Genomic DNA, 26,948 nt, shown 5'->3' with positions numbered 1-26,948 from the left:
TATCACATACTAATGCATAGACTAAAATCTCAAAATCAAAGCAAGACTATTTAGTTTTGATTCTAAGTTCAAACGGAATAAATTCAATTTAGTCATAATTAAACGTTTTTAGATGTTTTTGCTGCAACTGTAATCGGGCGTAACGTTAAATCATTTTGGAAGAAATAAAAATAAAGTTTCTCAAAACTGCGAAACGAATCCGCGATACTAAAGTAGAATTTTGTCATGTTTTTTTCTTTAGAGTTAAAACAAATGTATACGGAAATCTAATTGACCACTAGCCCATTACGACATTTCGATAGCCCGAAACGACCAAATATTTTTTCTAAAAAATGAACAGCAAATTAAATACAAGTTTTTAAAAACATAACTTTTTCATTATCAACAATTTACATTTAAAAAATAATTAAAACTAGAAAGTAAAAAAATTGCTCTTAAAGGATCGTAAAAAATTGTAAATCAAAAATTAAGGAAGAATTTACCGCAGTTACGATCTAATTTCTGAGGGCATTTTGCCAAAACGACTTTTAAAGTTTGCCGTAAATTTACTAGAACTCTTATAGCCAGTCGCTAAAGCAATATTTTTAATCTGTAAATCGGTATTCTGAATCATCTGCATTGCCAAAAGCATTTTCTTTTCTTTATGAAATTGCCCCATCGAAACACCGTGAACTGTTTTAAAAGTCAGTTTGAGTTTTGTTGGCGAAAGCCCCACTTTCTCGGCAATATATTCTACGCCCAAAAATGGAGATGCAATAGAATCTAAAATTAGTTTTTCGGCTTTCGCAATTTTTCTATAATCCGGAGTTTCTAACGGATTAAAATTACCAATTCGCTGATCCAAAAATGCATTTTTAAAGAAAGTACTAACCAACTGAAAAGTCTGTGTTTTTAAAATTGCTTTGCTAAATAAATCTTGATTGCTTTTTTCTAAATTGCCCCAAACTTCTTTCGACAATTCGGTCGCTCTCGGCACAATATCCTGATAGGTAATAAAACCTTTATCCGAATTCAGGAATTTTTTAATCTGGTTTTCTTCTGGAAGCGTCCCAAAAGAAAAATTACGTTCTGCCCATTCTTTACTAAATCCGTACAAATAAAATTCGCAGACAGAACCTTTATAAAAATACGCGCCCACTTCTGTTCCTGGTCTTTTAAAACCCCAATATTTACTTGAAAAAGGCGTTTTATCGGCAAAAGTATTCTGTAATTTTACTTCACTTTCAAAAACAGAAAAAGTAAGTGTATAATAATCGCAGGGAAAATCATCATCATAAATTGCTTTCAGCATTACATTTTTCTTAAAAGTAATATGCGTGGCAACAATCCAGAAACCTTCTTCGATTTCGCGGTAACGCATAATGCCTTTAGAAAATGGATTGTTTCTGTAAACAGCTTGCTCTTCTACAACGTGCTTAACCGACGGAGAATTCACAATACTTTTTACAATAACTTCTGGAGAATTAGACAAATAAGGCAGTTCAAAAAAACCGTCTCTATAGAAATTGATATTCTTTTTTATAAATTTAATCCACTTTACGACATTCATATCATTTCGTCAAAAAATTTAAATCCCTCTAAAATCCGATGGCAGTTCACCAAATCTTTTCTTAAACGCCGCTGTAAATTTACTAGCGCTTTCGTAACCTGTAATTGCCGCAATAATCTGAATTTCGAGGTCCGAATTAAGAAGTAATTGTCTGGCAAGACGAATATTTTTTTCCTTATGATATTGAAGCATCGAATAACCAAAGACAACTTTAAAATTGGCTTTTAGCTTTGTCGGTGATGTATTTACTTCAGATGCGATCTGTTCGATTCCCAAAAAATTAGAATGCAGATTGTGCAAAATTATTTTCTCGGCTTTCGCAACATTAAAATAATCACTATTACTAAGAGAAATATTATCTGGAATTCGATTGTCTTCAAACGAATTATTAAAAAACTCCGTAATCAGCTTTTTGCATTTTTTTTGTAACGCATCGGTATTGATCTTCGTTCCATCTTCAACCTCTAGGATTTTCGATATTTTTTTAGAAAAAGAATGCGCTTTGGGAGCAATGTCCAGCCAAGTATAAAATCCTTTTTGGCTGTTAAAAAAATCTTCTAAAACACCTTCTTCACAAAACTTAGATGATTTAATGTTTTTATCAACCCATTCTTTATTCATGGCGATGTTAAAAAACTTTCCTTCGGTTCCTTTATAGAAATAAGTCGCTACTTCTGTATCTGGCTTGTAAAAAGTCCAGCAGGTACTCAGCAGAATAATTTCTTTATCCTCTCTTACGGGAAATTTATATTCAAAAACCGAAAAAGATAAAATGTAATATTCTTTAAGATGATCCTGAGTGTAAGTTGCTTTTGCCAGTATATTTTCTTTCAATTGGATATTCGTTTCCAAAATCCAGAAACCTTCTTCCATTTTTTGATAGCGCATTTTACCTTTCCAAAAAGCATTGTCTGTCGTAATAAGCTGCTTCGACGCATCGTGATTAATTATTGGTAGTTTTATAAGACTGTCCAACATTACCTGTGGCGAATTCGACAAATACGGCAATTCAAAAAATCCATCTTTTAAAATAAAAAGAAATTTCTGAATATGTTTAGCCCAATCATTTGCGGTCATGTAATTTACTGAATATATGGCGGTTAAAAGTCGCAGCAAACCTAATAATTCGAAAATTCAAAACAAAATATTATCTTAGATATTGTTAAAATTTTTATTGATTTAATAAATCGTTTTTTTCAGCCTCAAGATTATCAAAAATTGGCAATTCTATAAGCAATAAATTGGCAATTCTATTTTATCAAGTATCTTTGCAAAAACACAACACAAAATGAATTATTTTTCTTCTGATTTTAAATTAGGAATATTAGGCGGCGGACAATTAGGTAAAATGCTTTTGTTCGACACCAGAAAATTTGACATACAAACTTACGTTCTAGATCCAAGCGACGAAGCGCCGAGTAAAATTGCCTGTAATAAATTCTTCAAAGGTGATTTAATGGATTATGAAACCGTTTACAACTTCGGAAAGCAAGTCGATGTTTTGACTTTCGAAATCGAATTGGTAAATCTTGAAGCTTTAACGCAATTAGAAAACGAAGGCGTAAAAGTTTATCCGTCTCCAAAAACCTTAAAAGGTATTCAGAATAAAGGTATTCAAAAACAATTTTATGCTGAGAATAACATTCCAACTGCATCTTTTCTGAGATTTGACAATCCAGAACATTTGAAAAAATCGGTTGGAAATAATGAAATTATAATTCCATTTGTATGGAAATGCACCGAATTTGGTTATGACGGAAACGGCGTAAAAGTAATTCGTCAGACTTCAGATTTAGATAATTTACCTAACGTAGAATGTATTGCTGAAACAATGGTTCCGTTTAAAAATGAATTGGCTGTAATTGTCTGCAGAAGTCCATTAGGCGAAATTAAAACCTATCCAGTTGTAGAAATGGAATTTCATCCAGAAGCCAACCAAGTAGAATATGTAATCTGCCCAGCGAGAATTGACAATAAAGTTGCCGAAAAAGCACGAGCTATTGCATTGAATGTTTCTGAAAAATTCAATCACGTCGGACTTTTGGCGGTTGAAATGTTCCAAACTCAGGATGATGAAATTTTAGTCAATGAAGTTGCACCCCGTCCGCACAATTCTGGTCATTATTCTATTGAAGCAAGTTTTACTTCACAATTCGAAAATCATCTTCGTGCTATTTTAAGTCTTCCGCTAGGAAATACCGACAGTAAAGTTGCCGGAGTGATGGTAAATTTAGTCGGCGCCGAAGGTTATTCTGGAAATGTCGTTTACGAAAATATCGAAACCATTTTAGGATGGAATGGTGTTACACCGCATATTTACGGTAAAAAAGAAACACGTCCGTTTAGAAAAATGGGTCACGTTACCATCGCAAATGAGGATATGAATGAAGCGAGACGAATTGCTGAGCAGGTAAAGAATACTATTAAAGTGATTAGCGCTTAATTAGTTTTCAGTCGCAGTACAATTTATAGTTTTCACTAACTTAAATCAAAATATAAAAATGGGATTTCTGGATTTTTTTGATTTACTAAATAATGCTTCAAAGGCGACTGATAGTTCAAACTTAATTAAAACTCATTTTGAAAAGTTTAGGGATAAAGATGAATATATTGGTGAAAGAATAAAAAGTTTTGTTGCATTCTTAATTTTATCATCATTCTTAATTTTACTAGGTCTCGGAATTATATTTCTAATCTATAAAACAATAAAACAATATTAAACAAATACTTTTCAGTGTTCCAGTTTCCAAAAACCTGAAACTTTAAACCTGAAACAAAACACAACAAACAAAAACATGAGCAAAGTAGCTATTATAATGGGAAGCATCTCAGACATGCCAGTTATGCAGGATGCAATCGACATACTAAAACAATTCAATGTTGAAGTTGAAGTAGATATCGTTTCGGCACACAGAACGCCGGAGAAATTATTCGATTTCAGCAAAAATGCACACAATCGCGGGATTTCGGTAATTATTGCCGGCGCGGGCGGTGCAGCACATTTACCAGGAATGGTAGCTTCAATGTCTCCGCTTCCTGTAATCGGAGTTCCTGTAAAATCAAGTAATTCAATTGATGGCTGGGATTCTGTTTTATCTATTTTACAAATGCCAGGCGGCGTTCCTGTTGCAACTGTTGCTTTAAACGGAGCAAAAAATGCTGCAATCTTAGCGGCACAAATTATCGGAAGCCACGACAAAAAAGTTTTGGACACTATTATTGCTTACAAAGAAGAATTGAAAGAGGCGGTTAACAAAGCAGCTGAAGGATTGAAAAAGTAATTTCACAGAGATACACGAAGAAGCACAGAGATACACAGAATTTTGTGAATCTCTGTGTTTTTGTTTTGTGAATCTTTGCGAAATAATTCGGCTCAGAATTATTAACTATTCCTTATAAAATTTCTAAAAGAAAAACTTAACTTTGAGAAAAAAGCGAAATGAACATTCAAACTTCTAAAATAGAGCTGGCTAAAATTGTTTTAGACATTGATAATCCTGATTTGATTCAGGAAATTGTTGATTTTATTCAATCCAAAGAAAACCTTTCAGAAGAGCAGAAAACTAAAATCAACGAAGCCATTTATTCTTTAGAAAACAATGAAGGAATCCAACATGATGTTGTAATGGAGGAAACCAAAAATCGTTATTCTAAATACTTTAAATAATGAATGTAATTTGGGGCTCCACAAGCTAAAAAAGATTTTGGAACAACATTAATTATCTGGAAGCAGAATGGTCCGAAAAAGTGGCTTTTAATTTTATTCAGAAAGTAAATAATACAATTACACTTTTACAAAATGACAATGTTTTGTTTGTAAAAACCAACTACAAAAACGTTTACAAAATTGTCATTACCAAACATATTTCATTATTTTACCGAATCGAAAACAATAATATCGAACTGGTTCGATTTTGGAACAACTTTCAAAATTTAGAAAATTTCAACCTATAATTTAAATATTTAAACCTACAAGTTTTTGAAAACCTTGCAGGATAAAAAACTAGAATATGAGCGTATTAACACAATATTTCAACACCAAACATAACACAGCGCCTTTTTCGCAGATTAAAATCGAAGATTACGTTCCGGCTTTTCAGGAAGGAATTAAATTGGCTAAAGCCGAAATTGATGCGATTGTAAATAATCCAGACGCGCCTACTTTTGAAAACACAATCGTGGCGATGGATTTTTCTGGCGATATTTTAGATCGTCTTTCAAGTATTTTCTTCAATTTAAATTCGGCTGAAACGAATGACGAAATGCAGAAAATTGCTCAGGAAGTTTCGCCTTGGCTTTCAGAATTTGGAAATGACATTCGTCTAAATGCCGATTTGTTTGCAAAAGTAAAAGCCGTGTATGATCAAAAAGAAAGTTTGAACCTCAACGCGGAGCAAACGACTTTATTAGATAAAAAATATAAAAGTTTCTCTAGAAATGGAGCAAATCTGCCAGAAGACAAGAAAAATGAGTTAAGAGAAATCGACAAAGAATTATCAAAACTGAGTTTGCAATTTGGCGAAAATGTTTTGGCAGAAACCAACAACTTCGAATTGCATTTAACAGATGAAAAAGATCTTTCAGGTTTGCCGGAAGGAACAATCGAAGCTGCAAGATTATTAGCCAAAAATCAGGAAAAAGAAGGCTGGATTTTTACTTTAGATCATCCAAGTTATGTTCCGTTTTTGACGTATGCTGATAATCGTGAACTGCGTAAAAAAATGGCAATTGCCTTTGGTGCAAAAGGTTTTCAAAACAATGAATTCAATAACGAAGAAAATGTTTTAAAGATTGCAAAATTGCGTCATGAAAGAGCTAATTTATTAGGATATAAAACTCATGCTCATTTTGTATTGGAAGAAAGAATGGCTGAAAGTCCAGAAAAAGTTTTTTCTTTTTTGAATGATTTATTAGCAAAAGCAAAACCTGCTGCTCAAAAAGAATTTGCCGAATTAACCGCTTTCGCGAAAGAGCTGGACGGAATCGAACAATTAGAAAAATGGGACGGTGCCTATTATTCTGAAAAATTAAAACAACAGCTTTTTAATTTAGATGATGAAAAACTGAAACCCTATTTTCAGTTAGAAAAAGTTTTAGACGGCGCTTTTACAGTTGCCAAAAAATTATACGGTTTAACTTTTACAGAAGTTTTTGATATTGACAAATATCATGAAGAAGTTACCACTTATGAAGTTCGTGATACAGAAAATAATTTAGTTTCGATTTTCTATGCTGATTTCTTCCCAAGAAAAGGAAAAAGAAACGGTGCTTGGATGACTTCATTCAAATCGCAATATGTAAAAGACGGCGTAAACGAAAGACCACATATTTCGAACGTTTGCAACTTTACAAAACCAACCGAAACAAAACCTTCATTATTGACTTTTAATGAAGTAACAACTTTATTCCACGAATTCGGTCACGGATTACATGGAATGTTGGCTGACACGGTTTATCCAAGTTTGTCTGGAACTTCTGTTTATTGGGATTTCGTAGAATTGCCAAGTCAGATTATGGAAAACTGGTGTTACGAGCCGGAAGCTTTGGCTTTATTCGCGAATCATTATGAAACGGGAGAAATTATTCCGATTGAATATGTTCAGAAAATTAAAGAAAGTGCGAGTTTCCAAGAAGGTTTGGCAACATTGCGTCAATTAAGTTTCGGATTGTTAGATATGGCTTGGCATGGACAAGATCCAACGAATATTACTGATTTGAAAACTTTCGAAACGGAACAATTCGCGAACACGCAATTGTATCCAGATGTAAAAGAAAATGCAATGAGTACTGCTTTTTCGCATATTTTCCAAGGAGGTTATTCTTCTGGATATTACAGCTACAAATGGGCAGAAGTTTTAGACGCCGATGCTTTTGAATATTTTCAAGAAAACGGAATCTTCAATGAAGAAGTAGCGAAAAAATTCAAAGACAATGTACTTTCAAAAGGAGGAACAGAACACCCAATGACTTTATACAAACGTTTCAGAGGTCAGGAACCAAAACCTGAAGCTTTGTTGAAGAGAGCGGGACTTTTGTAATTTTAGATTTCTGATTTTAGACTTTAGATTAAATTCTGATTGCTATAATTTTAGATTAAACCGAAGTATTTCTACTTCGGTTTTTTTATTTGATTTATATAAATTTAAATTTAGTTATCTTCGCTTTTAAATCTTAATCTTACAAAAATTAATCGTGAAGAAATTTTTCAAAATAATTCTTTATCTATCAATTGTTGGAATAATCGCAATACTTTCTGTGAATTATTACATTACCTCATCAACCAAAAAACACATTTATTATTCTTTAAAAAAGTTTCCAAAGAATGATGTCGGAATTATTTTTGGTGCCGGAATTAATGGAAATCAGCCAAGTAAATATTTAAAAGACAGACTCGATGCTGGTATTTCATTATACAAAGCAAACCGTATCAATAAAATTTTACTTTCTGGAGATAATGGTCGCGAAGAATATGACGAATTAACGGTTATGAAAAACTATTGCTATCAGCATGGCGTTGACACGACAAAAATTTTCATTGATTATGCGGGATTTGATACTTATTCTACAATGTATCGTGCCAAACATATTTTCAAAATCAAAAAAGCCACTTTGATTTCGCAGGAATATCATTTAAATCGAGCAATTTATATCGGGCAAAGTTTAGGAATAAAATCTGCTGGATATTCTGCCAACAAAGGAGAATATTTAGGTTATAAATATGTAACGTGTAGAGAATATCTTTCCAGATTCAAATCTTTTCTGGATGTCATTAGAAATAGAGAACCGAAATTTTTAGGAAATTCGATTAATATTAATGGCCCATCTAATTATTCTAAAGAAGATAAAAGATAAAAAAAAACCGAAGCGTTTCTGCTTCGGTTTTTTAATTTAAAACTTCTTCATGCTTTATTACATATGTTAAAGCTTCTTTTACAACTTCATTTAAATTCAATCCCTTTTTAATTGCCAAAAGTGCCGTTTTTTTATGCAATTCTTTTGAAACTCTCACATTGAAAGATCCTTTATAAATTTTCTCTGGGCTTTTATTCAATAATTTACATGTCTCTAAATAATCATCAACAGCTTCCTTAAAAGATTCTTCTAATTCTGAAACTGAAGTACCTTCAAAGGTTACTAAATCATTTATACCTTGAATTTTTCCGAAGAATACTTTGTCATCAGCAGAAAATTCTAATGTACCAATGTATCCGTTATATTCTAAATAGTTTTTCATCTTCTACAATTCTAAATGTTCAATAATTATATCAAGCTGATATCCTTTCAAAATTTTCTGCGGGTGTGGTTCATGCAGACTTATAATTCGATTATTTTCATTTACAAACTTTCTTCTGGAACCACCTGTTTTTCCTTGTGAAATCTGTTTATAACCCAAATGGTGTAGAACTTTTAGCATTTCATCCCAAGAAAAATCTTTTGGTTTTGATTTTAACTTTTCAATAAGTTTATCAATTTTACTCATACAAATTTATGATTAATTTCTCATTATGCAACTAAATAATAGTTACAAAACAAAACAAGGTGTAAAAATAAGAAAAATCATTCAAAAATTAATACAGCCAAGTAAAAAAAGACCTGCAAGATAAATTTTGCAGGTCTTTTGAAATTATTTACATAAAGGTTTATCGTTTTAATTATTCTTTCTCCAAAACTCGTTTTGCTAATTTCCCCACAGTCAATCCTTGAACGACAATTGAAAACAAAACAACAATATAGGTTATCTCCAAAAGTAAGTTTTTATATTCTCCTTCTGGCATAGAAAGTACCAATGCAATAGAAACTCCACCGCGAATTCCTCCCCAAACTAAAACCATCAAGGAACCTTTGTTGTATGCTGATCTAATTCCGAAGAACTTGAAGATATCAAAGAATTTCCAAGGCAAAACAATAGAAGTTAGTCTTGAAAACAGTACAATAAAAATAGCAACAAGACCTGTCAGTAATTGTTTGTTTAGATCTGGAAGTAATAACAATTCGAAACCAATAAATAAGAATAAAATAGCATTTAAAATTTCATCAATAAGTTCCCAGAACTTTCCTAAATAATCTTGAGTTACTTCACTCATGGCAACTTTTTTACCATAATTACCAATAATCAATCCTGCAACGACCATTGCCAGCGGGCTAGAAACATGCAAACTTTGAGCGATCAAAAATCCTCCCATAACAATCGAAAGTGTTATTAAAACAGAAACTTTATAATCGTCAATTTTCTTCATCACTTTTGAAGCTGAAAATCCTAAAACGGCTCCTAATAAAAGTCCGCCAATACCTTCTTTTGCAAACAACCAAGCGATTGAACTAAAACTCATATCAAATGCTGGATCGGTTGCCATTTTTAAAACAACAGCAAACATTACTACCGCCACTCCATCATTAAATAAAGATTCACCAACAATTTTGGTTTCTATTCTTTTAGGAACTTTTGCTTCTTTTAAAACTCCCAAAACTACGATTGGATCTGTTGGAGAGATTAAGGTTCCGAAAACCAAACAAAATATATAGGGTATTTTTATTCCTAAAATTGGTGCGATGTAATACAATAGCATCGAAATAATTAAGGCTGATAAAACTACACTAACCGTAGAATAAATCATAATAGGCACTTTTTGTTCTTTAAGATCAGCCATATTTACGTGCAGTGCTCCAGCAAATAAAAGAAAGTTCAACATGGCTCCCATTAAGATTTCGTTGAAGTCGAATTCTTTTATCAAATCAAAAAAATGTTTTGTTGTTGAGGGAAAGTAAGAATCTCCCAAAAGACGAATTCCAACTGAAACCAACATCGCAATAATCATGATTCCGATGGTTCCTGGAAGTTTTAAAAATCTTAAATTTAAATAGGCGAAGAAAGAAGCCAGTACAATGAGTACTGAAAAAGTGTAGTATAATTCCATAAAATGTGATTTTTACAAAAATATCTTTCCATTTCCTATATCAAAATTTCAACTGTGCAATTAACATAATTTTATAATTCGTACAAGATAGTTTTTGAATTATTCTTAAAAACAAAGCCTTTTTACAACATAATCATCATCGCAAATCTATGAGTAAAGGTATTTTGGATGTATTGGAATCTATATATAAATCGGAAACTTTGATAAGTAAAACTTCTACTTCCATAAAACGTTCCTCAAAATTTAATATCTTTTTCAAAGCTGCACATTTTTCTTCAAGAAAAGCCAATTGCTGTTTTTGAGGAATATCTTGAACCAACAGCAAACGTATTACTTCTTTTAATTTTTTATTTGTTGATAATTGAATTTGAAACACTGTTGCTTGGTCTGTTAAAAAAGTAAATTCATCTAAATCATAATGCTGTTCGCAGACAATAAAAGATTTGCTTTCTCTTGATTTTAATTCTAGAAAAGGCTTTCCGTCAGCAACAGTCCATCTTCCTAAATCACCTATGGCATAACGAAATACAGGAAATCTTTTTCTAAAAGTATTCGTAACCGCAATAGTACCATAGCCTTCTTGGTCTGGATGGATGATTTCGATGATAATACCTTTAATAACAGAAAATAACGACGGATTCTTAGTAACATTACACCAAGCCCAGATTCCAGTTTCGGCAGAACCATATAGGGAATAAATTTGCTGTACGCCAAAAGTTTTTTGCAGCAGCTTTTGTATGTTTGGTCTTAAAAATTCTCCTCCGTACAATAGATTTTTTATGTTTAGTTTTTCATTTTTCTCTTCTAAAAACTGTGCGAAACATAATAATTTTGAAGGCGTTCCGAGTATAAAATCAGGTTTAAAATAATTAGCCGTTTGTTCCATATCATGATAAGAGGCATGTGAACTTAGTGCCAATGTAGTGGCGCTGCATTTTTCTAATATATCGTCCATAATGGCCGCTGTGCGGTACATATCAGAATACCCAAAAATATTTAGTGCGATTGTTTTGGGTGTAAAAAAATTATTCTTTGTAAGTTCGGCTGCGAGTGCCATACGCTGGTTTTGGTTTTCCTGAATATCTACTGGAAAAACCAAAGGATTCTGTGTACTGCCTCCCGAACGTACAAGATATACCCCAGTTTTTTCATGCTGAAGTTTGAAATTGTTTTTCAAAATAGGAATCAGTTCTTGTTTTCGCAAGACTGGAGCTTCATCAACAACTTCGTAACCTTTATAAAACTCCAAATACAACGGATTTTCTTTTGCCAATTCAAAATAATCCTGCAATTCTACAAGTTCTTTTTCGGGAAAAGTATTTACATTATACATAGTTCAACGGTTTCTTTTTATAAAATAAAAGTGATTTTTAGTAAGGATTGCAGCATGACAAAAAACAAACAGAAATTTTTGCCGCCAATTCGGAAGACGTTCCATAGCGTGGTCAAGCCATCGCTGTGAAAGCATTCCCATTAACTGACGATCATATCTATCGGAACTTTCGCGATATCTTTTTATAGTAACGGGAATTTTAAGTTCTTTCCAGTTTTTATAATTTATTCGTGATAAACTTCCTTTTACTTCCCGAACTTCTATACAAGGAAGGTGCAGCAGTGCGACACGAGAATTTTTCTTTGTATTTTTAAGGACACGATACCAAAAATCGATTCCTTCGTTGAGCGAAACATTGGTTTCGTAACGGATATTTTTCAAAAGCTTTCTTCTGATAATAACATTACTGCCGACACCCATAATAAAATCGGGTGCGCTGATGGTATGCAGAATATTGGGTATTAAGAATAAATGATCTGAAAGCGGCATCAATTCTTTTTTAAAAGATTCTATTTCTGGCAGATAATACTGTGAAGGAACCAATAAGATTCCGAGTACCAAAACATCTATATTTTCCTGTTTCATTAGTAAATCGGCATCTTTTAAACAAGACGGCGCATAGTAATCATCGGCATCCAAAAAACTGATCAGATCTCCTTCTGCAAGTTCAATTCCAATATTTCGTGCATTTCCCGGACCTTTGTTTTCCTTCAAAACAACAATTTTAATAATCGTCTGCAAAAACTGAGGAGCGAAAAAAGACAGTGCTTCGTTTAAACAAGCCAAACTTTGATCTGTACTGCAGTCATCAATAATAATAATTTCGAATGCCTTTTTTTCCTGAAAAGCCAATGAGCGGATCGCTTCGGAGATATAAGATTCTTTATTGTAAAGCGGAATTACAATGGTGTGTTTCATAGATGTATTATTCTGACATTGGATAAATTAATGCCCGTCCTTGATGAACATTGACAACCGATTCGTCTGATCCTCGAAATAAACCAGAGCCATAAGTGTGGTCATCTCGACACAGTAACATTCCGACGAGGTGGATTTTGCGGTTATTTTCCAGATCATGAAATTCTTTCTGATCCACAAAGTGCTGAATGACATATTTATTCCAATTCTCTCTTATAATTTTTTCCCATTCCTGAGGAGTACAATCATTTTTTACATAAGCGCCAATTCCTCTTCCGCCGCTATTTAATTTTAAGATTAAATTCTCCTCACAATAAATAAAGCGATCACAGTCATCCGAATTTAAGATTACGTAACTCGGAATAAGGTATTTTTTTAAAAATTCATAATCCTCATTTTCAAGATAATCTGTCATAATCTGTTCATCGAACATTACGGCTAAAACCCTTTTATCATGAATCAAAATCAAGGTTCGGATATCATTGAAATAAGAATTTTGTTCGATTAATTTATTGATAACATTGGGATTCATTTTTTTCAATTCTTCCCGATCCATTTCGAGTATAAATTTAGAAACAGCTTCTCCTTTAATTAAAATGGAATCATTTTCGACAGTTAATTCCTGTGGTTTTGCAGAAATCAATTCAATTCCCAGTCTGGCTAATTCCTGCTGGAGATAAAAAATCTCAGTTCCTTTTTCATTATCGTGAATAAGTCCAATCTTTTTATCTGGAATTAATTGATTGTACAAATCCTTAATAAGATTTTCAAGATTTGGATTTTTTGTTTTTTCATTTTCATGAATGTTTATTTGGTCGTTTATCAATTGCAGATAATAACTTATCATCCAGCCATTTAAAGGATATCGTGCACCTATTTCGCAGATTTTTGCCTGATTTTGAGTATCGTATAAAAAATCAGGGCGGTAAAAGCCCTGATTATATTCTTGATGGGTGCATTTTTTTAATAAAGATTCGAGTGCTTTATCCAGCTGATAATAATCTCGAATTCTTTTATCTTCAAAATAATTTAAAACAACTGCCTTACAAGCCTGATTTAAAACAAAAGATAAGCGACGCATTTCTTTATTGTATGCTTCAGAAATTTTCACAGAAGAGCCCGCAAAAAAACTCCGGTCTAATCCTTCAGCGTTTTGAAAATATTCAGAAAAAAACTGATCCCATTTTTCCTGTTTTTCTGGCTGATTTTGCTCGAGTATAATTTCTGTCGCATCAATTTGTGATGCTGTTTCTTTACTTTTAATAATCATCTTTTTAATCGTTGTTACAAACTCATTTCTGCAGCTTCCATTACATCTTCCATTACGGCAGCTTTCTTTTTTAAATAGTCATTAATAATTTCGCCAAGATCATACGATTCAAGATTTACATCCATAGCTTTTGCATAATGAAAAATGGCGCTTACCGCAAAAAAGAAATGATTTTTTTCTGTAGGTCCGCAGTGCACACTAATCCAGGCAAGAGTTCTGTCACGTTCTTCTTCTGAGAAACAATAATCTTTTTCCAGCCAGAATTCAAATTTTGGAAGAATATATTCTACTTCTCCGTGCGTATAGATTTCATGGATTAGAGTAGTTAATAAAGCAATCATGATATCTTTATTACGAAGTGAATTGCCGTCTTTCCATGTTTTAAAATCATAAGCACTTTCATTTAAATAACGGCGCGAAAGCCAATCATCATTTTTGATAATATCGGTTGCCATTGTATAAAACAATTGAGAATGCAATACTCTGCCTACTACAGCAAGATCTTCATCTACAATTCGATTTAGACTGGTAATAGCTTGAAGAAGTTCTTTTTCATCAGCAATTGGTTTGTTTTTATGAACCAGCATTGTAATACGGTTACTAATTCCCGCAACGGTCATAGCGCTATTATTGGTCTGGCTCCAGCTGTGAAAAAATCTTTTCAGACGCTCATTATCCTGAGCTTTTGAAGTCAGCTCTTTAAAACTTTTTTCAATTTTTGAAAATTCATTTTCATGTTTTGGAAGATGTTTTAATAATTGTGTTTTTAAATGTGATTCTTCCATATCGTTGATAACAGGAAGAATAATTGAACTTAAATTTGACATGATTTTTAATTTAATTAGTTATTATTTGTTTTTGGGTTTGTTTTATTGAAAGCTTCATTAATGTACTTCAGCCTAATTTTTTGAGCGGTAATATTTTATTTTTCTGATAATATCAATATCCTTAAAATAATATTGTTCCAGCCATTCAGCCTGATCAAAGAAGATACAGCGAGACTCGGCAATTACTACAATCGGTCTGCTTAAAGAAACCTGGTAGAGTTTGTCTAGTAATTCGGCGTACTGAAAATCAAAAAGTGGATTGTAGATATAAAAAACAGTTCCGTCTGAAATGTCTGTTTTAAAAATATCGGCGCAGATTGCCTCCACATTTTTTAATTTTTCTTCTTGGATTAAAGAACTGCAGACTTCGTGTCGCTCTTTAAGAATTTCAATTCCTTTAAATTTAGTTTCAGGATATTTTACAGCTCCATACAAAATGATGTTTCCATATCCCGAACCCAAATCGTAAAAAACAGTTTGATTTGTGATTTCAAGAGGATCAAAAAGATCCGATAAAAAGCTTGAAGATCCGTATCGATAAGAATTTAAACCATATTTAATCGTGATGTCTGAAAGACTTAAATTTTCTTCGATGGTATCTGATTGCCGATCAATTTCCGATTGAATTTTTTTTAGCAGTTCCATATTATCTCATCATTAATAATTCTAATTTTTCTAGTGAACGTTTTGCTTTTTCCATTTTCACAGCATATTCATCATTTACTTTCTGAATATCGGCATTGCAAAAACTGCAAGTTGTTTCTTCCTCATACACATAATTGTCACAGCCATTGCATAGTTTAAGGGCTTTCGGCATTCTTGGCGACAGGTCTGTAACGTTTTCTAGTGGAATAGACGGACTGTTATGCGGTGATTGTATTTCTACAATTTCTCCTTTTTCGTTCTCTACGATTATTTCAAACAATCCGATATCAAAAGATAAGCCCGGCGCTTCCTGAATTTTTCTGATACGTTCTCGAAGTCCTTTCTTTTTTAATTCCAAAGCACGATGATGACAGAAAGGATTGTTTCCTCTTTTGCCAAAAAGTACATGACTTGTCCAAGTACAGCCAGCCAGACAAGAAGATTGATAATAACAGCCTTTACAGCCGCCCCACAATTCTTCTTTATTTCTGTATCTGGAAAAAACCATCTCTTCGCTGTACTTCCAGATATCTTCGATTCTCATATCTTTTACATTACCGCCTGTATATCCGTTTGTGGGTAAAGAAGGGCAGCCTTTTATTTTTCCGTCGGCTTCAATCCCGATTCCGGTATGTCCTGCAGAACATCCTGTAAAATATTTTTCATTACCTTGTCTCCAGATATGCTCATACGGTCCGAAATAGCCAATGTTATTTCCTGCTTGTATCAAAACATTGTTTGCCAAGGCTCTTCGATATATTACGATAAGCTTTTCATAAAAATCTATCAATTCATACGGCTGCAATAATAATTCGTCGGCATGATCTACGGCATTTCCCATAGCAACTGCTAATTGAATCTGCCAGTTTCTCACCCCGTTTTCGATTAAAACATCTAGTAGATCATTCAGTTCATTTACATTTAATTTTGTAATAACTGTATTTACACTCGACGGAATATTATATGCTTTAAGTAATTGAAGACAGTGAACAACATGTTCAAAAGAATCTCTTCTTCCTCTGATTTTATTGTGTGTATCCGGCATTCCATCAATAGAAACCCCGATATTTCTTATTCCGGCATTTTTAGCGCTGCTGATTCTTTCTTCGTTGAGATTATAAGCTCCAGACTGCATCGAACATTCAATACCGCTTTCACTGATTCTTTCGATTATTTCAAGCCAGTCTTTTCGTAAAAAAGCTTCCCCTCCAATAATGGTTATTTCTCTTGTACCAAGACGCTTAAGACTGTCAATAACCTCAAAGCATTGTTCGGTAGTTAATTCTCCAGGTCTCACTTTTCCAGCTCTAGAACCGCAGTGCGAGCATTTCAAATTACAAGCGAGTGTAATCTCCCAGACGACATGAACAGGTGTTGCAGTTTCATAATCATCTCTTACTCTGTAACGTATAGAAGTCTTATTCATCTTAATTCATTTAGGGTTTTCTTTATTTACTTTTAAAAAACGGTTTATCAAGTTTTACTTCATAAACCGTTCTTACTAAGACTACTTTTTCAAGCCTTCAATTGCTTCCAGCAATTCTACCAACGCAGCGCTTAAGTCTCCCTGTTCTCTGACAGTTTGTTTCGCTTGTTCTGCAACTGCTTTCATTTTTTCTAAATCATTTGAAGCAATTGCCTCTCTGATTCCTGCGGCGTAAAGCACTGTTACTCCCATAATCTTTTGTTTTTTAGTTATTCCTACTCTTAAGGTTTTTCGGTTCCACCCTTGTTTTTACTGGACAAGACAGTTGTTTTGCTCTTTATTTTTTGTTTTCTAAAGCTTCTATCGCTTCAAGCAATTCAAGAAGAGCAGCAGCCAAGTCGCCCTGTTCTTTTACGGTCTGTTTTGCCTGTTCTGCAATAGCCTGCATTTGTGCTAAATCATTAGAAGCTAATGCTTCTCTGATTGCTGCTCCGTATGCCATTATTACTCCCATAATGCTGTTTTTTAGATTTATTAAACTAATTATGAAATAGCCTTTTATTCAAAAGGTCCAAATTGATGAAGGAAAATAGCCGGCTCATTTGGGTTAATGCAAGTCAGATTTCCTGTAGTGAATGTTTGACCATCTTTATTTTTTCCAGAAATCATGATGTTTTTCAAACCTGGTCTTAAGTGTCCCACACGATCACCGCTTTTAACTTCTACTCCCATTTCGTGAGGCGTACCAGTTCTAGTGGCAATAACATTTCCTGCTCCGTTTTCAATTAGTAATAATTCACCAATTGCTGGCGGCGGAAATGATTGTGTAACGGTAATATCCGTAAGAGGTCCAAGTGTGATATACTCTGGTAAAACCTCTTCATGAAGGGTATCAGTTTCTGGTTTATGAAATGTGATTGTTCGTCCAAATTCAGGTTTGTCGCCTGCGTTTATGCAATACAGCCACGGAGTAGTAAAAGAGCTTCCGTCTTCTGTTTCTCCAGTTGCAAAGTATCTTTGGTGTATTCCAAGTTTTGTTTTCTGTGCTCCTGAGGCAAGATTTAAATTGTAAAATACAGAGGTAAGCAATGTACCGACAGCATAGGTACCACTTCCTCCCTCGATTACAGGAAGAATAACCGGTCCCACTCCGCCGCCTTTCCAATCTATATAAGGATAGACGTTTACATTTTTAACTTTTCTAGGTATAGGTTGCATAATATTAAGTTTTTGGGTCTTACTCGTATGGCTTTTCAGGTTCCGCCTTCGCTTTTTATACTGTGCGAATCAGTTCGTTTTTTTTAGTGGGTTCTGCTCCACTCCATTAAAAAACAAGACAGCTGTGATTATTTTTATTTAAAATTACATCTGATATATAGATACTTACATCAAAAATGTCATAAAACAGAAGATTGTATGTCACAGAAGGGAAAAAATAAGTTATAAGATTATTCTTAAAACAAAACTTGTTCGCAAAATAAACTTTCAATTATTTTTGAAAGTTTGAAAACTTTTACATACATTTGTTTCATGGAATTCAAAGAAGCAAAAAATAAATTCGTTCAGACTTGGGGAGCTTTAGGTTCTCAATGGGGAATTAATAAAACCATGGCGCAAATTCATGCTTTATTAATGGTCTCTAACGAAGCTGTTTCTATGGAAGACATTATGGAAGAATTACAAATTTCCCGCGGCAACGCAAGTATGAACCTTCGTGCTTTAATGGATTGGGGAATTGTTTACAAAGAATTTAAAGCCGGAGAGCGTAAAGAGTTTTTTACAGCCGAAAAAGATTTAGACGAATTAGCTTCTAAAATTTCGAGAGAAAGAAGCAAAAGAGAAATCAAACCAGCACTTAAAATCTTAAAAGAAGTTTCGACTATTGAAGCTAAAGATTCTGAAGAAGAAAAACACTTTGTAGATCAGACTACTAAATTGTATGATTTTGTTTTAAAAGCAGATAATATGCTGGACAAAATGACCGAATTTAATGATAACTGGTTAGGAAAACTGGTTATAAAAATGATGAAATAAAAACCCAAACTAAAAAAATTTAATCAAAACTTTCATTTTTTTCTGAAAGTTTAAAACAATCAGGAACCATGAAAACTTTAAGATACATAAACACATTTGCCGTTGGATTACCGTTTGCAATTTTGGCTACTTATCCTATAACCAAAGAAGGTGCTTTAATTTATGGTTTATTGTCAACGATGGTTACGGGATTTCTTCAAGTTTGTATCGCATTTAAAATGCTTTATTATGGAAAATGTGATAATAAAATTTACATCTATTTTGCAGGAGTGACACTTTTTTTCATCTTGTGGCACAGCTTTCCAAACACCAACTATACTTTTATTATATTTTCGCTCCCACCACTATTAGCTATCTACCTTTCTATATTGGTATACTCTATAAGCAAAATCCTGCGTAATAAAAAAATTTAAAACAATGTTTCATTATTTTCTGAAAGTTCAAAATGAAAAACAAAATAAGCACACTAAGACAAATTAACATTATCGCTTTTGTAATCTGTATACTGTTTTACCTGACTTGTTATGCCAGATTTACTGGGCAAATATTTCTAAGCTTTGTGCAAATTTTTTCGGCAATAGGAATTACCATACCGTTTTTAATGGTAAAAGATCAAAGCGAAATCAAAAAACGAATTAAAATTTATTGGCTGGTTACGATTCTCAATGCTCTTTTATTGTTTTCATTTTTTAAAACCATTATGTGGAATGACTTATTGCAAGTGGTTTTCGTAAACATTATTCCAAGTATTACAGCTGTTTATTTTATCCGAACATTAAGTCTAATTGAAAAAATATCATGAAACTATTTGCAAAACTTCATAAGCTAAACAAGATCTTTTATTTTACTACTCTTGCATTATATGTATTATTAATATATCCTGGAATGCTATTTCAAATACTTCTCGGAATGGTACAAATTACGATAGGAACTATTTTACTCGTAGAAATGGAAGAATTGGATCAAACAAAAAAGAACAAAATTCGAATTTACTTTCTTTTAGTCGTAATAGCATTTCTACTCATTTATCTCAATTATGAATTCGGAAATGATTTTGGAAATTTTGTTACTCTTTTTTTATTTCCAATGGTGATCTCAACTTATTTCTATTTTCTAACTGCAAATATTAATTCTGATTCTTTCTTAAAAGCAGAATGGAAAAATTTAGCCTTATTTAATTACGAGGTTGATCAGAAAGTATTAGAAAAATATCTTCCTGCGGGAACTGAGATTGATATCTGGAATAACAAATGTTATGTAAGTCTTGTTGGTTTTATATTTAAAAACACAAAAGTACTTGGAGTAAAAATTCCTTTTCACATCAATTTTGAAGAAGTCAATTTGAGATTTTATGTAAAACGTTTTGAAAACGGCGAATGGAAAAGAGGCGTAGTTTTCATTAAGGAAATTGTTCCGAAAAAAGCAATCACTTTTATTGCGAATACTTTGTATCAGGAACATTATGAAACTCAAAAAATGAGACATCAAATTATTCAAAATGAGAACACAAACACTTTTACTTATCAATGGAAAAACGGTAAAAATTGGAATTCAATTGAGATAGAAACTAAAAAAGTTTTAAACGAAATTGAAGTTGATTCTGAAGCTGAATTTATTACAGAACATTATTTTGGATATACAAAAATCAGCAGCGAAACGACTTTTGAATATGAAGTAACACATCCGCGTTGGGAACAGCTGGAAGTTGTTAATCATAACGTTACTATCGATTTTAGAGAAACATACGGAAACGATTTTGCATTTCTTCAAAATATAAAACCAACTTCTGTTCTTTTGGCTAAAGGTTCTGAAATTGGAGTAAAGAATAAGAGAAAACTAGAAATTAAAGAAGAAGCATACGAAATGGCTGTTTAACCACAAACCAAAACTAATGAAAACCACTTTTAAAATACTCGAAATTATCAACGTTTGCGCTTTGATGTTTATGCTTATCGGAGGGTACGGATTGCCTGTTACAGGTTTTTTACAAGTAATAGCAGCGATTTTATTTTTGATCATCTTTCCAAAAAACAAACTGATTTACATTTATTTTGGCCTTGTCATTCTTTTCTTTTTAATCTGGGACGGCGTTTTCAGCTGGTTAATGTTGCTGCCAATTTCGCTGGCCTTTTTTCTGACGTTTATTATTTATAATCAAAAAAAGAAATTATGAACCTCAATATAACAGCTTATTTCATTTACCTCAGCATCACGATTCTCATTATTGTGAAAGTTGGAAAAATCTGTTACAAAAACGGAAATGTTTATGTAGCAGAATTGATTCCGGATCATATGGATCTCTGCCACAAATTAAATCAGGTTTTGCTCATGGGTTACTATCTCTTAAATATCGGTTATTGTGCAATGACTTTGATTTCGTGGGAGAAAATTATTTCCTGGATTCAGTTAATCGAAATAATCAGTACAAAAACCGCTGTTATAATTTTTATTATTTCAATCCTGCATTACTTCAATATTTTTATTATCACAAAATACATTCAAAAACTAATCAAATAACTTAAAATCAAATAGCTATGGAAACTACAAAAATTTTATTCGGATACACCATTTATTTACCTGTTGCGTTATTTTTAACCTATTATGTTTCTAAAACTTTGTTTCAAAATGGTAAAATCTTTATGCTGGACATTTTTAAAGGCCGTGAAGAAATTGCCGAAGCAACCAACAGAATTTTTGAAACGGGATTCTATCTTTTAAATATTGGTTTTGCATTAATGATTTTACGATTAGATTTAGACACCAATACTTATCAAGAATTAGTAGAAAGATTAAGTTATAAAATTGGCGGTTTTGCGATTTACTTAGGAGTAATGTTATTCTTCAATCTATATTTCTTTTTTAGAGGAAAAAGAAAAGCCAAAGAAGCACAAATCGAAGAAAGAATGGTTTTTAAAGCTTAATATTTATAATCATGAAAACGCTCGAAAACCAAACTTTGCTTTATGATGAAGATTGTCCGCTTTGCAGTTTGTATACTACCGGATTTATAAAAGCTGGCATGCTTGACCAAAATGGCAGAAAACCTTATTGCAATTTAAGCAATGAAGAACAAGATTTTGTAGATGTAAAACGTGCTGCAAATGAGATTGCTCTAATTGATTATACTACAAAAACTACGACTTATGGCATTGATAGTTTGATAAAAGTAATAGGTTTTTCTTTTCCATGGATCGAAAAAATTATCGCCGCAAAACCAGTTTATTTCCTATTAAGAAAATTCTATTCTTTTGTATCTTATAATAGAAAAGTCATTATTCCCGCACAAGCAAAAGAAAACAAACTCGAATGCGTTCCTGATTTCAATTACAAATACAGGTCTCTATTTATCGGTTTTGCTTTGACTATAACAACTTTCGTGTTATTTGGATATTCTAATTTGATCTTGAATATTCCGAAAAGCACAATTACAAGAGAACTTATTGTAGCTTTTGGACAAATTGTTTTTCAGAGTTTATTTCTTTTCAAATTTGATAAACAGACGATACTAAATTATGCTGGAAATTTAATGACCGTTTCTTTAATGGGAAGTTTAATTTTAATGCCGATTTTAATCTTAAGTCAGTTTATGCAGCTTCCGCAGATGATAATTTTAGGCTGGTTTGCAGGAACAGTTTTGATAATGTTTTTGGAACATTTTAGAAGAATTAAAATTTTAAAACTTCCTTTTTATCTATCTTTCACTTGGATTATTTATAGAATTATTGCTTTATTTTTAATTTTAAATTAATCAATATCGGAAACCTGACGGATTTTTAAAACCCGTCAGGTTTAACTCCAAAAACTAAAAAAATGAGCAAACTTATTATAGCTGCAGGAACAGGTTTTCTAGGACAGGTTTTAGTCAATCATTTCAAAAATAGATTTGAAGAAATCGTAATCCTGACCAGAGGAGAATCTAAAACTGTAGACAATATTAAATATGTAAAATGGAATGCCAGAACTTTTTCTGGTTGGGAAAACGAACTAGAAAACGCAACGGTTTTAATTAATCTTGTCGGAAAATCTGTTGATTGTCGATATACTAAAAAGAACAAACAGGAAATTTTATGGTCAAGAATTAAAAGCACCAAAGTTTTAAATGAAGCGATTTTACAATGTCAAAATCCGCCGAAACATTGGTTGAATTCGTCTACGGCAACGATTTACAGGTTTTCTTTAGACAAAGAAATGGATGAAGTTGAAGGTGAAATTGGAAATGACTTTTCTATAAATGTGGCACTTTCTTGGGAAAAAGCATTTTTTAAAACTGAAACTCCGAGAACTTTAAAAACTGCTTTACGAACTTCTATAGTTTTAGGAAAAAATGGTGGTGCGTTAATTCCGCTAAAGACTTTGGCAAAATTTGGTTTTGGGGGCAAACAAGGAAAAGGCAACCAGTTTGTAAGCTGGATTCACGAAGAAGATTTTGCTCGCGCCATCGATTTTATTATTGAAAAAGAAATGATCGGAAAGGTAAATGTCGTTTCTCCAAAACCGATTCGAAATATAGATTTTATGTCTAAATTGAGAAAAGCAGTCCGCGCTCCTTTTGGAATTCCATTAAACAAAACACTTTTAGAAATCGGATCTTTTTTCATTCGAACAGAAACAGAATTGGTTTTGAAAAGTAGAAATGTAGTTCCGAAACGTCTTTTAGAAAACGGATTTACATTTAAGTTTGAAAATATAGATATTGCAATAAAAAATTTACTCTAGCATGGATTGGATATATTTAATAAGATTATGGCTTTTTACTATTATCTACGGACCAATAATTTTTCTAATCAAAATCTTTTTAGAAACATCCAATGGATCAAACTTGTTTTCTAATATGCAATTTTATGTCTTAGCTTTTGTACTAGGCGGTTTGTTTTCTATTCCAACTTTTGTTTTCGCTGCTGTCTTTTTTATTTTTTTAGAAAACCATAATCTAAAACGTAATTTTATAAAAGCAGCTTTGACTTTAACCTTTATAGCTGGCATTTTTGCAACTCTAAGAATTATAAACGGTAGTGTTGCGATGGACATTGCTTTGTCTTACTCCATAGCAGCACTTATTGTAGGAATATCATTTAGGCTAAAGTCAATAAAAAACTAATACTAAAAATACACCTGTAACTAAACCTAAAAACAACCTAAACCAAAACAAAATTACTTTCAGTATGTTTTATCATTAGAAAATCATTTATTTCCGGCAGTTCCGACTATAAAATTACCTGAACTAGCGAGAAGAATTGATAAAACGTTTCCTGAAATCGAAAAGAAAAACATCTTTTAATTCTTTGCAATTATGACAACAATTCAATTAACAACCAAAATAAACGCGCCCATACAAATTGTATTTGATACGGCAAGAGATATCGATTTACATCAAAAATCTACGGCAACATCTAATGAAAAAGCAATTGCCGGCGTTACAACTGGCGTTATTAATGAAGGTGAAACAGTAACTTGGCGCGGTAAACATTTCGGTTTTTATTTAACTCATAAAACCCGAATCACTAAAATGGATTTCTATGATTATTTTTTGGATGAAATGGAAGAAGGAAATTTCAAATCGTTTAGGCACAAACATTATTTTAAAGAAATAAACGGAGTTACAATCATGAAAGATCTGTTACAATATGAGACTCCGTTTGGAATTTTTGGAAAATTATTTGATGTTCTACTTTTGAAAAAACACCTTACTAAATTCCTTTTAGAAAGAAATAAAATCTTGACAGAAACAGCCGAAAAAGAATCAATTATTTTTTACTAATTTGACTCTCTGCAATGAATCGGCAGCAACGCTAGTATATGCAGAAGGAATTAATTTCCTTAGTATTGTTGCTCTATTGTGATAAATAGTAAACAATACACTTGTTATGACAACAATACATAACAGACCAAAAACAATAGCTTTTCTTATCATTTTTTTATTTTTGAGTGATGAAGAATTCAATTTTTGAGAATTTAAAACAATTTTGATTTAACCAAAAAACCGCCCAAATCAGGCGGTTTTTATATCTTAACTCTTATCGAGTCAGGAATCGCTGTGCTGATCCACAGAATTCCTTTTCTAAAGTTTTATTATACCAATTCTCCTTTTTTAGCAGAAGCAACTGGTACATTTTCGATTTGGTGTTGGTAGTAAGAGAAACCTCCAACTCCGTTCCATTCGTTATCAATAGCTAAATGAGCATCAAAATCTGCTAAGAAAGCTCCAATTGCCGGCGGTGGGAAAGACTGAACATATTGTCCATGAAGACTCACTACTTGCGTAACTTTTCCAAATCCTGTAGAATAAATTTTACCTTTTACTTGAACTACGATATGGCTCGAAGGACCTTGTACAGCCTGTGTGATAACAACCGTACCTGATACACTATGTTGTGATGGCACAACAACTAATTGAAATCTTGCGATTGGAGCTCCTGGAGTTCCTACATTTCCAATTGTTCCACTTGCTAAATAAGCACCTGCTAATAAATCTGACATAACTTTTTGTTTTTAGGTTTCCTACTCGTATGGCTTTTCGGAACCGCCTCGTTTTTTTCAGTGGGATCTGCTCCACGTTTTGATTTGTTTATTATTATTTAATCGTTCTTAATCAATATTTTAAATAACAATCTGGTTTATTTCATATCAAAACTATAATAGATTAATATACATAATGAAAAAAATGTCATGAAAGGCTTTTTATATGTTATAAGAGACGAAAAAATTGTCATAAGGTTTTTTTAGTAAATTTGCAAATCGTAAACATAGAATAAAACAAAAAAAAGTTCCTGAATATCAATCTATTCAGGAACTTTAACTGCATAACTACAATTAGCATTTTACACATTCATACCTTTTATTATAAAATAAGTATTAACATTTATAGGTCGAGATTCTTTATCTCCTCCTCCCGTTACATTGTGTGTATGACTACCCGCTGCATCTGTTGAAGCCCCATTAGAATTCCAAATTGCCTGATAACTACCCGCTACAGCATAAGAGGAGTTATCATTAGGCACGTGAGGTACAGTGTGTGTATGCTCTCCCGTTTGATTTGTAATCAATGGCGTTTGTGGATTTCCTGTTGCAAAACCTTGCGAAGAGCCTACGTTATTACCTGTACTCCCGCCTTTAGCAGGTGCAGTACGGCTTATGGCATCAGGATCATTATTAGACGCTCCGTTAACGCCTCTTAGAAAAGTTCCTCTAAAATCAGGCAAATTGAAAGTTGTAGAATTATCTCCTGCTCCAAAATTAGTTCCTATAACTGAAAAAAGTTCTGAATAATCTGTACGGCTTACTGTATTTCCATTGCAGTAAAACCACCCTTGCGTTCTCAAAAAATCTGAATTTATAGCACCCGCAAATGGTACAATTGTTCCTATTGGAAAATCTCCAACAGCAACTGGTGTGGCTGAATTGTTCATGTGATTAAAATCTTAAATTGATATTTTTTACAATGTTCCATAATAAATCATATAGCCTACATATACATTTACTGGTCTACTTTCAGAGTCACCTCCAGAAGAAACAGAATGTACATGCGCTCCATCTAATGAAGTATTTCCCCCGCCAGAATTCCACTGTGCATAATGAGACCCTGCAATTTTGTACCACGAACTGTCGACTGGCAATCCTGGAACATTATGGGTATGATTTCCGTTTACATCAATAGTTTGTAATGAACCTGGAGCTTGTTGTGGTATAGAAGTTATGCATTTTACACTTGATGGTAATGCCGTCGCTGTACTTTGCAGACTGCCAACTGCATCTCCATTAGAGCCTCCATTATTAATACTGGTACGCTGACCAGCATCTGGGTCTTTTCCAGTGCCATCACTGACACCTCTTAACAATAAGCCTCTTAAGTCTGGCACATTAAAGGTAGATTTTCCGTCTCCAGCACCCCAAAAAGTACTTATAGATGCAAAAAGATTTGCATATTTTTCTCTTTCAACTGCTTCACCATTACAAGAAAGGTAACCATCTGTTATACTGCCGTCTGCATTATAACCTACTGGCACAATTGTTCCTATTAAAACACTCATAATA

The 26,948-nt window shown here is 32.8% G+C and carries 34 protein-coding genes; 17 read left to right on the top strand and 17 right to left on the bottom strand.

Annotated elements, in window-relative coordinates; all coding sequences use genetic code 11:
* Positions 1-487: 487 nt before the first annotated feature.
* Positions 488-1,549, bottom strand: coding sequence for a helix-turn-helix domain-containing protein (locus tag ACFSC2_RS02125; RefSeq protein WP_379815982.1), 1,062 nt, complete (start codon positions 1,547-1,549; stop codon positions 488-490).
* A gap of 18 nt (positions 1,550-1,567) precedes the next feature.
* Complete coding sequence (locus ACFSC2_RS02120) at positions 1,568-2,626, bottom strand: helix-turn-helix domain-containing protein (protein WP_379815981.1); 1,059 nt, start codon at positions 2,624-2,626, stop codon at positions 1,568-1,570.
* 211 nt (positions 2,627-2,837) lie between these two features.
* Between ACFSC2_RS02120 and ACFSC2_RS02115 the strand changes: the two genes are divergently transcribed.
* From ACFSC2_RS02115 to ACFSC2_RS02090, 6 genes are all read left to right on the top strand, one after another.
* Positions 2,838-3,992 (top strand): 5-(carboxyamino)imidazole ribonucleotide synthase, encoded by a 1,155-nt coding sequence (locus ACFSC2_RS02115; RefSeq protein WP_379815980.1) that lies wholly within the window; start codon positions 2,838-2,840, stop codon positions 3,990-3,992.
* Positions 3,993-4,344: 352 nt separating this feature from the next.
* Complete coding sequence (gene purE, locus ACFSC2_RS02110) at positions 4,345-4,830, top strand: 5-(carboxyamino)imidazole ribonucleotide mutase (RefSeq protein WP_379815979.1); 486 nt, start codon at positions 4,345-4,347, stop codon at positions 4,828-4,830.
* 158 nt (positions 4,831-4,988) lie between these two features.
* The gene (locus ACFSC2_RS02105) at positions 4,989-5,216 is read left to right on the top strand and encodes a hypothetical protein (protein WP_223708048.1); all 228 of its coding nucleotides are present in this window, start codon (positions 4,989-4,991) and stop codon (positions 5,214-5,216) included.
* Positions 5,217-5,296: 80 nt separating this feature from the next.
* Positions 5,297-5,503: a type II toxin-antitoxin system RelE/ParE family toxin gene (locus ACFSC2_RS02100; protein WP_379815978.1), complete on the top strand. Its 207-nt coding sequence runs from the start codon at positions 5,297-5,299 to the stop codon at positions 5,501-5,503.
* Between the two features lie 56 nt (positions 5,504-5,559).
* Positions 5,560-7,587, top strand: a complete 2,028-nt coding sequence (locus ACFSC2_RS02095) for a M3 family metallopeptidase (protein WP_379815977.1) — start codon at positions 5,560-5,562, stop codon at positions 7,585-7,587.
* 154 nt (positions 7,588-7,741) lie between these two features.
* Positions 7,742-8,401, top strand: a complete 660-nt coding sequence (locus ACFSC2_RS02090) for a SanA/YdcF family protein (RefSeq protein ID WP_379815976.1) — start codon at positions 7,742-7,744, stop codon at positions 8,399-8,401.
* 31 nt (positions 8,402-8,432) lie between these two features.
* On the opposite strand, the gene ACFSC2_RS02085 is transcribed toward ACFSC2_RS02090, so the two are convergent.
* From ACFSC2_RS02085 to ACFSC2_RS02030, 12 genes are all read right to left on the bottom strand, one after another.
* The gene (locus tag ACFSC2_RS02085; RefSeq protein ID WP_379815975.1) at positions 8,433-8,783 is read right to left on the bottom strand and encodes a type II toxin-antitoxin system HicB family antitoxin; all 351 of its coding nucleotides are present in this window, start codon (positions 8,781-8,783) and stop codon (positions 8,433-8,435) included.
* 3 nt (positions 8,784-8,786) lie between these two features.
* Positions 8,787-9,029 carry a type II toxin-antitoxin system HicA family toxin gene (locus ACFSC2_RS02080; RefSeq protein WP_379815974.1) on the bottom strand — a complete coding sequence of 81 codons (243 nt, stop codon included), beginning with the start codon at positions 9,027-9,029 and terminating at the stop codon, positions 8,787-8,789.
* 172 nt (positions 9,030-9,201) lie between these two features.
* A complete protein-coding gene (locus ACFSC2_RS02075) occupies positions 9,202-10,464 on the bottom strand; it encodes a cation:proton antiporter (protein WP_379815973.1) in 1,263 nt (420 codons plus the stop codon).
* Positions 10,465-10,600: 136 nt separating this feature from the next.
* A complete protein-coding gene (locus tag ACFSC2_RS02070) occupies positions 10,601-11,797 on the bottom strand; it encodes a phenylacetate--CoA ligase family protein (RefSeq protein ID WP_379815972.1) in 1,197 nt (398 codons plus the stop codon).
* Between the two features lie 3 nt (positions 11,798-11,800).
* Positions 11,801-12,715, bottom strand: coding sequence for a glycosyltransferase family 2 protein (locus tag ACFSC2_RS02065; protein WP_379815971.1), 915 nt, complete (start codon positions 12,713-12,715; stop codon positions 11,801-11,803).
* Between the two features lie 7 nt (positions 12,716-12,722).
* Positions 12,723-13,985 (bottom strand): hypothetical protein, encoded by a 1,263-nt coding sequence (locus ACFSC2_RS02060; protein WP_379815970.1) that lies wholly within the window; start codon positions 13,983-13,985, stop codon positions 12,723-12,725.
* A 14-nt stretch (positions 13,986-13,999) separates the two neighbouring features.
* Positions 14,000-14,812 carry a hypothetical protein gene (locus ACFSC2_RS02055; RefSeq protein ID WP_379815969.1) on the bottom strand — a complete coding sequence of 271 codons (813 nt, stop codon included), beginning with the start codon at positions 14,810-14,812 and terminating at the stop codon, positions 14,000-14,002.
* A 72-nt stretch (positions 14,813-14,884) separates the two neighbouring features.
* A complete protein-coding gene (locus ACFSC2_RS02050) occupies positions 14,885-15,457 on the bottom strand; it encodes a class I SAM-dependent methyltransferase (protein WP_379815968.1) in 573 nt (190 codons plus the stop codon).
* Between the two features lies 1 nt (position 15,458).
* Positions 15,459-16,883, bottom strand: a complete 1,425-nt coding sequence (locus ACFSC2_RS02045) for a radical SAM protein (RefSeq protein ID WP_379815967.1) — start codon at positions 16,881-16,883, stop codon at positions 15,459-15,461.
* An 81-nt stretch (positions 16,884-16,964) separates the two neighbouring features.
* On the bottom strand, positions 16,965-17,135 hold the full coding sequence (locus ACFSC2_RS02040; RefSeq protein WP_379815966.1) for a DUF1843 domain-containing protein: 171 nt from the start codon (positions 17,133-17,135) through the stop codon (positions 16,965-16,967).
* Positions 17,136-17,220: 85 nt separating this feature from the next.
* Positions 17,221-17,397 carry a DUF1843 domain-containing protein gene (locus ACFSC2_RS02035; protein WP_379815965.1) on the bottom strand — a complete coding sequence of 59 codons (177 nt, stop codon included), beginning with the start codon at positions 17,395-17,397 and terminating at the stop codon, positions 17,221-17,223.
* Between the two features lie 44 nt (positions 17,398-17,441).
* Complete coding sequence (locus tag ACFSC2_RS02030) at positions 17,442-18,101, bottom strand: hypothetical protein (RefSeq protein WP_379815964.1); 660 nt, start codon at positions 18,099-18,101, stop codon at positions 17,442-17,444.
* A gap of 312 nt (positions 18,102-18,413) precedes the next feature.
* On the opposite strand from ACFSC2_RS02030, the gene ACFSC2_RS02025 reads away from it, so the two are divergent.
* The 11 genes from ACFSC2_RS02025 (at position 18,414) to ACFSC2_RS01975 (ending at position 24,675) form a co-directional block, all read left to right on the top strand.
* Positions 18,414-18,917, top strand: a complete 504-nt coding sequence (locus ACFSC2_RS02025) for a GbsR/MarR family transcriptional regulator (protein WP_379815963.1) — start codon at positions 18,414-18,416, stop codon at positions 18,915-18,917.
* 68 nt (positions 18,918-18,985) lie between these two features.
* The gene (locus ACFSC2_RS02020; protein WP_379815962.1) at positions 18,986-19,330 is read left to right on the top strand and encodes a hypothetical protein; all 345 of its coding nucleotides are present in this window, start codon (positions 18,986-18,988) and stop codon (positions 19,328-19,330) included.
* A gap of 32 nt (positions 19,331-19,362) precedes the next feature.
* The gene (locus ACFSC2_RS02015; protein WP_379815961.1) at positions 19,363-19,719 is read left to right on the top strand and encodes a hypothetical protein; all 357 of its coding nucleotides are present in this window, start codon (positions 19,363-19,365) and stop codon (positions 19,717-19,719) included.
* Positions 19,720-19,802: 83 nt separating this feature from the next.
* Positions 19,803-20,792: a YqjF family protein gene (locus tag ACFSC2_RS02010; RefSeq protein ID WP_379815960.1), complete on the top strand. Its 990-nt coding sequence runs from the start codon at positions 19,803-19,805 to the stop codon at positions 20,790-20,792.
* 16 nt (positions 20,793-20,808) lie between these two features.
* The gene (locus ACFSC2_RS02005; RefSeq protein ID WP_379815959.1) at positions 20,809-21,090 is read left to right on the top strand and encodes a hypothetical protein; all 282 of its coding nucleotides are present in this window, start codon (positions 20,809-20,811) and stop codon (positions 21,088-21,090) included.
* On the top strand, positions 21,087-21,434 hold the full coding sequence (locus tag ACFSC2_RS02000) for a hypothetical protein (RefSeq protein ID WP_379815958.1): 348 nt from the start codon (positions 21,087-21,089) through the stop codon (positions 21,432-21,434). The genes ACFSC2_RS02005 and ACFSC2_RS02000 overlap by 4 nt, the downstream gene beginning before the upstream one ends.
* A gap of 17 nt (positions 21,435-21,451) precedes the next feature.
* Complete coding sequence (locus tag ACFSC2_RS01995) at positions 21,452-21,838, top strand: hypothetical protein (protein ID WP_379815957.1); 387 nt, start codon at positions 21,452-21,454, stop codon at positions 21,836-21,838.
* Positions 21,839-21,849: 11 nt separating this feature from the next.
* Positions 21,850-22,665, top strand: a complete 816-nt coding sequence (locus tag ACFSC2_RS01990; RefSeq protein ID WP_379815956.1) for a thiol-disulfide oxidoreductase DCC family protein — start codon at positions 21,850-21,852, stop codon at positions 22,663-22,665.
* A gap of 62 nt (positions 22,666-22,727) precedes the next feature.
* On the top strand, positions 22,728-23,633 hold the full coding sequence (locus tag ACFSC2_RS01985; protein WP_379815955.1) for a TIGR01777 family oxidoreductase: 906 nt from the start codon (positions 22,728-22,730) through the stop codon (positions 23,631-23,633).
* Between the two features lies 1 nt (position 23,634).
* The gene (locus tag ACFSC2_RS01980; RefSeq protein ID WP_379815954.1) at positions 23,635-24,015 is read left to right on the top strand and encodes a hypothetical protein; all 381 of its coding nucleotides are present in this window, start codon (positions 23,635-23,637) and stop codon (positions 24,013-24,015) included.
* A 192-nt stretch (positions 24,016-24,207) separates the two neighbouring features.
* Positions 24,208-24,675, top strand: a complete 468-nt coding sequence (locus ACFSC2_RS01975; RefSeq protein ID WP_379815953.1) for an SRPBCC family protein — start codon at positions 24,208-24,210, stop codon at positions 24,673-24,675.
* Between the two features lie 311 nt (positions 24,676-24,986).
* Here ACFSC2_RS01975 and ACFSC2_RS01970 read toward each other — a convergent pair whose 3' ends face one another.
* The 3 genes from ACFSC2_RS01970 to ACFSC2_RS01960 form a co-directional block, all read right to left on the bottom strand.
* A complete protein-coding gene (locus ACFSC2_RS01970; RefSeq protein WP_379815952.1) occupies positions 24,987-25,394 on the bottom strand; it encodes a DUF1842 domain-containing protein in 408 nt (135 codons plus the stop codon).
* A 341-nt stretch (positions 25,395-25,735) separates the two neighbouring features.
* Entirely contained in the window at positions 25,736-26,323 is a 588-nt protein-coding gene (locus ACFSC2_RS01965; RefSeq protein WP_379815951.1) for a phage tail protein, read from the bottom strand.
* A gap of 27 nt (positions 26,324-26,350) precedes the next feature.
* A complete protein-coding gene (locus ACFSC2_RS01960) occupies positions 26,351-26,944 on the bottom strand; it encodes a phage tail protein (RefSeq protein ID WP_379815950.1) in 594 nt (197 codons plus the stop codon).
* Between the last annotated feature and the right edge of the window lie 4 nt (positions 26,945-26,948).

The organism is Flavobacterium artemisiae (assembly GCF_042678225.1).
Taxonomy (GTDB): domain Bacteria; phylum Bacteroidota; class Bacteroidia; order Flavobacteriales; family Flavobacteriaceae; genus Flavobacterium; species Flavobacterium artemisiae.
This window is presented reverse-complemented; position numbering and strand designations above follow the sequence as displayed.

Excerpts from the sequence above, each read along its gene's own strand:
- ACFSC2_RS02125 (WP_379815982.1), bottom strand. The coding sequence starts at position 1,549 with ATGAATGTCGTAAAGTGGATTAAATTTATAAAAAAGAATATCAATTTC.
- ACFSC2_RS02120 (WP_379815981.1), bottom strand. The coding sequence starts at position 2,626 with ATGACCGCAAATGATTGGGCTAAACATATTCAGAAATTTCTTTTTATT.
- ACFSC2_RS02115 (WP_379815980.1), top strand. The coding sequence starts at position 2,838 with ATGAATTATTTTTCTTCTGATTTTAAATTAGGAATATTAGGCGGCGGA.
- purE (WP_379815979.1), top strand. The coding sequence starts at position 4,345 with ATGAGCAAAGTAGCTATTATAATGGGAAGCATCTCAGACATGCCAGTT.
- ACFSC2_RS02105 (WP_223708048.1), top strand. The coding sequence starts at position 4,989 with ATGAACATTCAAACTTCTAAAATAGAGCTGGCTAAAATTGTTTTAGAC.
- ACFSC2_RS02095 (WP_379815977.1), top strand. The coding sequence starts at position 5,560 with ATGAGCGTATTAACACAATATTTCAACACCAAACATAACACAGCGCCT.
- ACFSC2_RS02085 (WP_379815975.1), bottom strand. The coding sequence starts at position 8,783 with ATGAAAAACTATTTAGAATATAACGGATACATTGGTACATTAGAATTT.
- ACFSC2_RS02080 (WP_379815974.1), bottom strand. The coding sequence starts at position 9,029 with ATGAGTAAAATTGATAAACTTATTGAAAAGTTAAAATCAAAACCAAAA.
- ACFSC2_RS02075 (WP_379815973.1), bottom strand. The coding sequence starts at position 10,464 with ATGGAATTATACTACACTTTTTCAGTACTCATTGTACTGGCTTCTTTC.
- ACFSC2_RS02070 (WP_379815972.1), bottom strand. The coding sequence starts at position 11,797 with ATGTATAATGTAAATACTTTTCCCGAAAAAGAACTTGTAGAATTGCAG.
- ACFSC2_RS02065 (WP_379815971.1), bottom strand. The coding sequence starts at position 12,715 with ATGAAACACACCATTGTAATTCCGCTTTACAATAAAGAATCTTATATC.
- ACFSC2_RS02060 (WP_379815970.1), bottom strand. The coding sequence starts at position 13,985 with ATGATTATTAAAAGTAAAGAAACAGCATCACAAATTGATGCGACAGAA.
- ACFSC2_RS02055 (WP_379815969.1), bottom strand. The coding sequence starts at position 14,812 with ATGTCAAATTTAAGTTCAATTATTCTTCCTGTTATCAACGATATGGAA.
- ACFSC2_RS02050 (WP_379815968.1), bottom strand. The coding sequence starts at position 15,457 with ATGGAACTGCTAAAAAAAATTCAATCGGAAATTGATCGGCAATCAGAT.
- ACFSC2_RS02045 (WP_379815967.1), bottom strand. The coding sequence starts at position 16,883 with ATGAATAAGACTTCTATACGTTACAGAGTAAGAGATGATTATGAAACT.
- ACFSC2_RS02040 (WP_379815966.1), bottom strand. The coding sequence starts at position 17,135 with ATGGGAGTAACAGTGCTTTACGCCGCAGGAATCAGAGAGGCAATTGCT.
- ACFSC2_RS02035 (WP_379815965.1), bottom strand. The coding sequence starts at position 17,397 with ATGGGAGTAATAATGGCATACGGAGCAGCAATCAGAGAAGCATTAGCT.
- ACFSC2_RS02030 (WP_379815964.1), bottom strand. The coding sequence starts at position 18,101 with ATGCAACCTATACCTAGAAAAGTTAAAAATGTAAACGTCTATCCTTAT.
- ACFSC2_RS02025 (WP_379815963.1), top strand. The coding sequence starts at position 18,414 with ATGGAATTCAAAGAAGCAAAAAATAAATTCGTTCAGACTTGGGGAGCT.
- ACFSC2_RS02020 (WP_379815962.1), top strand. The coding sequence starts at position 18,986 with ATGAAAACTTTAAGATACATAAACACATTTGCCGTTGGATTACCGTTT.
- ACFSC2_RS02015 (WP_379815961.1), top strand. The coding sequence starts at position 19,363 with ATGAAAAACAAAATAAGCACACTAAGACAAATTAACATTATCGCTTTT.
- ACFSC2_RS02010 (WP_379815960.1), top strand. The coding sequence starts at position 19,803 with ATGCTATTTCAAATACTTCTCGGAATGGTACAAATTACGATAGGAACT.
- ACFSC2_RS02005 (WP_379815959.1), top strand. The coding sequence starts at position 20,809 with ATGAAAACCACTTTTAAAATACTCGAAATTATCAACGTTTGCGCTTTG.
- ACFSC2_RS02000 (WP_379815958.1), top strand. The coding sequence starts at position 21,087 with ATGAACCTCAATATAACAGCTTATTTCATTTACCTCAGCATCACGATT.
- ACFSC2_RS01995 (WP_379815957.1), top strand. The coding sequence starts at position 21,452 with ATGGAAACTACAAAAATTTTATTCGGATACACCATTTATTTACCTGTT.
- ACFSC2_RS01990 (WP_379815956.1), top strand. The coding sequence starts at position 21,850 with ATGAAAACGCTCGAAAACCAAACTTTGCTTTATGATGAAGATTGTCCG.
- ACFSC2_RS01985 (WP_379815955.1), top strand. The coding sequence starts at position 22,728 with ATGAGCAAACTTATTATAGCTGCAGGAACAGGTTTTCTAGGACAGGTT.
- ACFSC2_RS01980 (WP_379815954.1), top strand. The coding sequence starts at position 23,635 with ATGGATTGGATATATTTAATAAGATTATGGCTTTTTACTATTATCTAC.
- ACFSC2_RS01975 (WP_379815953.1), top strand. The coding sequence starts at position 24,208 with ATGACAACAATTCAATTAACAACCAAAATAAACGCGCCCATACAAATT.
- ACFSC2_RS01970 (WP_379815952.1), bottom strand. The coding sequence starts at position 25,394 with ATGTCAGATTTATTAGCAGGTGCTTATTTAGCAAGTGGAACAATTGGA.
- ACFSC2_RS01965 (WP_379815951.1), bottom strand. The coding sequence starts at position 26,323 with ATGAACAATTCAGCCACACCAGTTGCTGTTGGAGATTTTCCAATAGGA.
- ACFSC2_RS01960 (WP_379815950.1), bottom strand. The coding sequence starts at position 26,944 with ATGAGTGTTTTAATAGGAACAATTGTGCCAGTAGGTTATAATGCAGAC.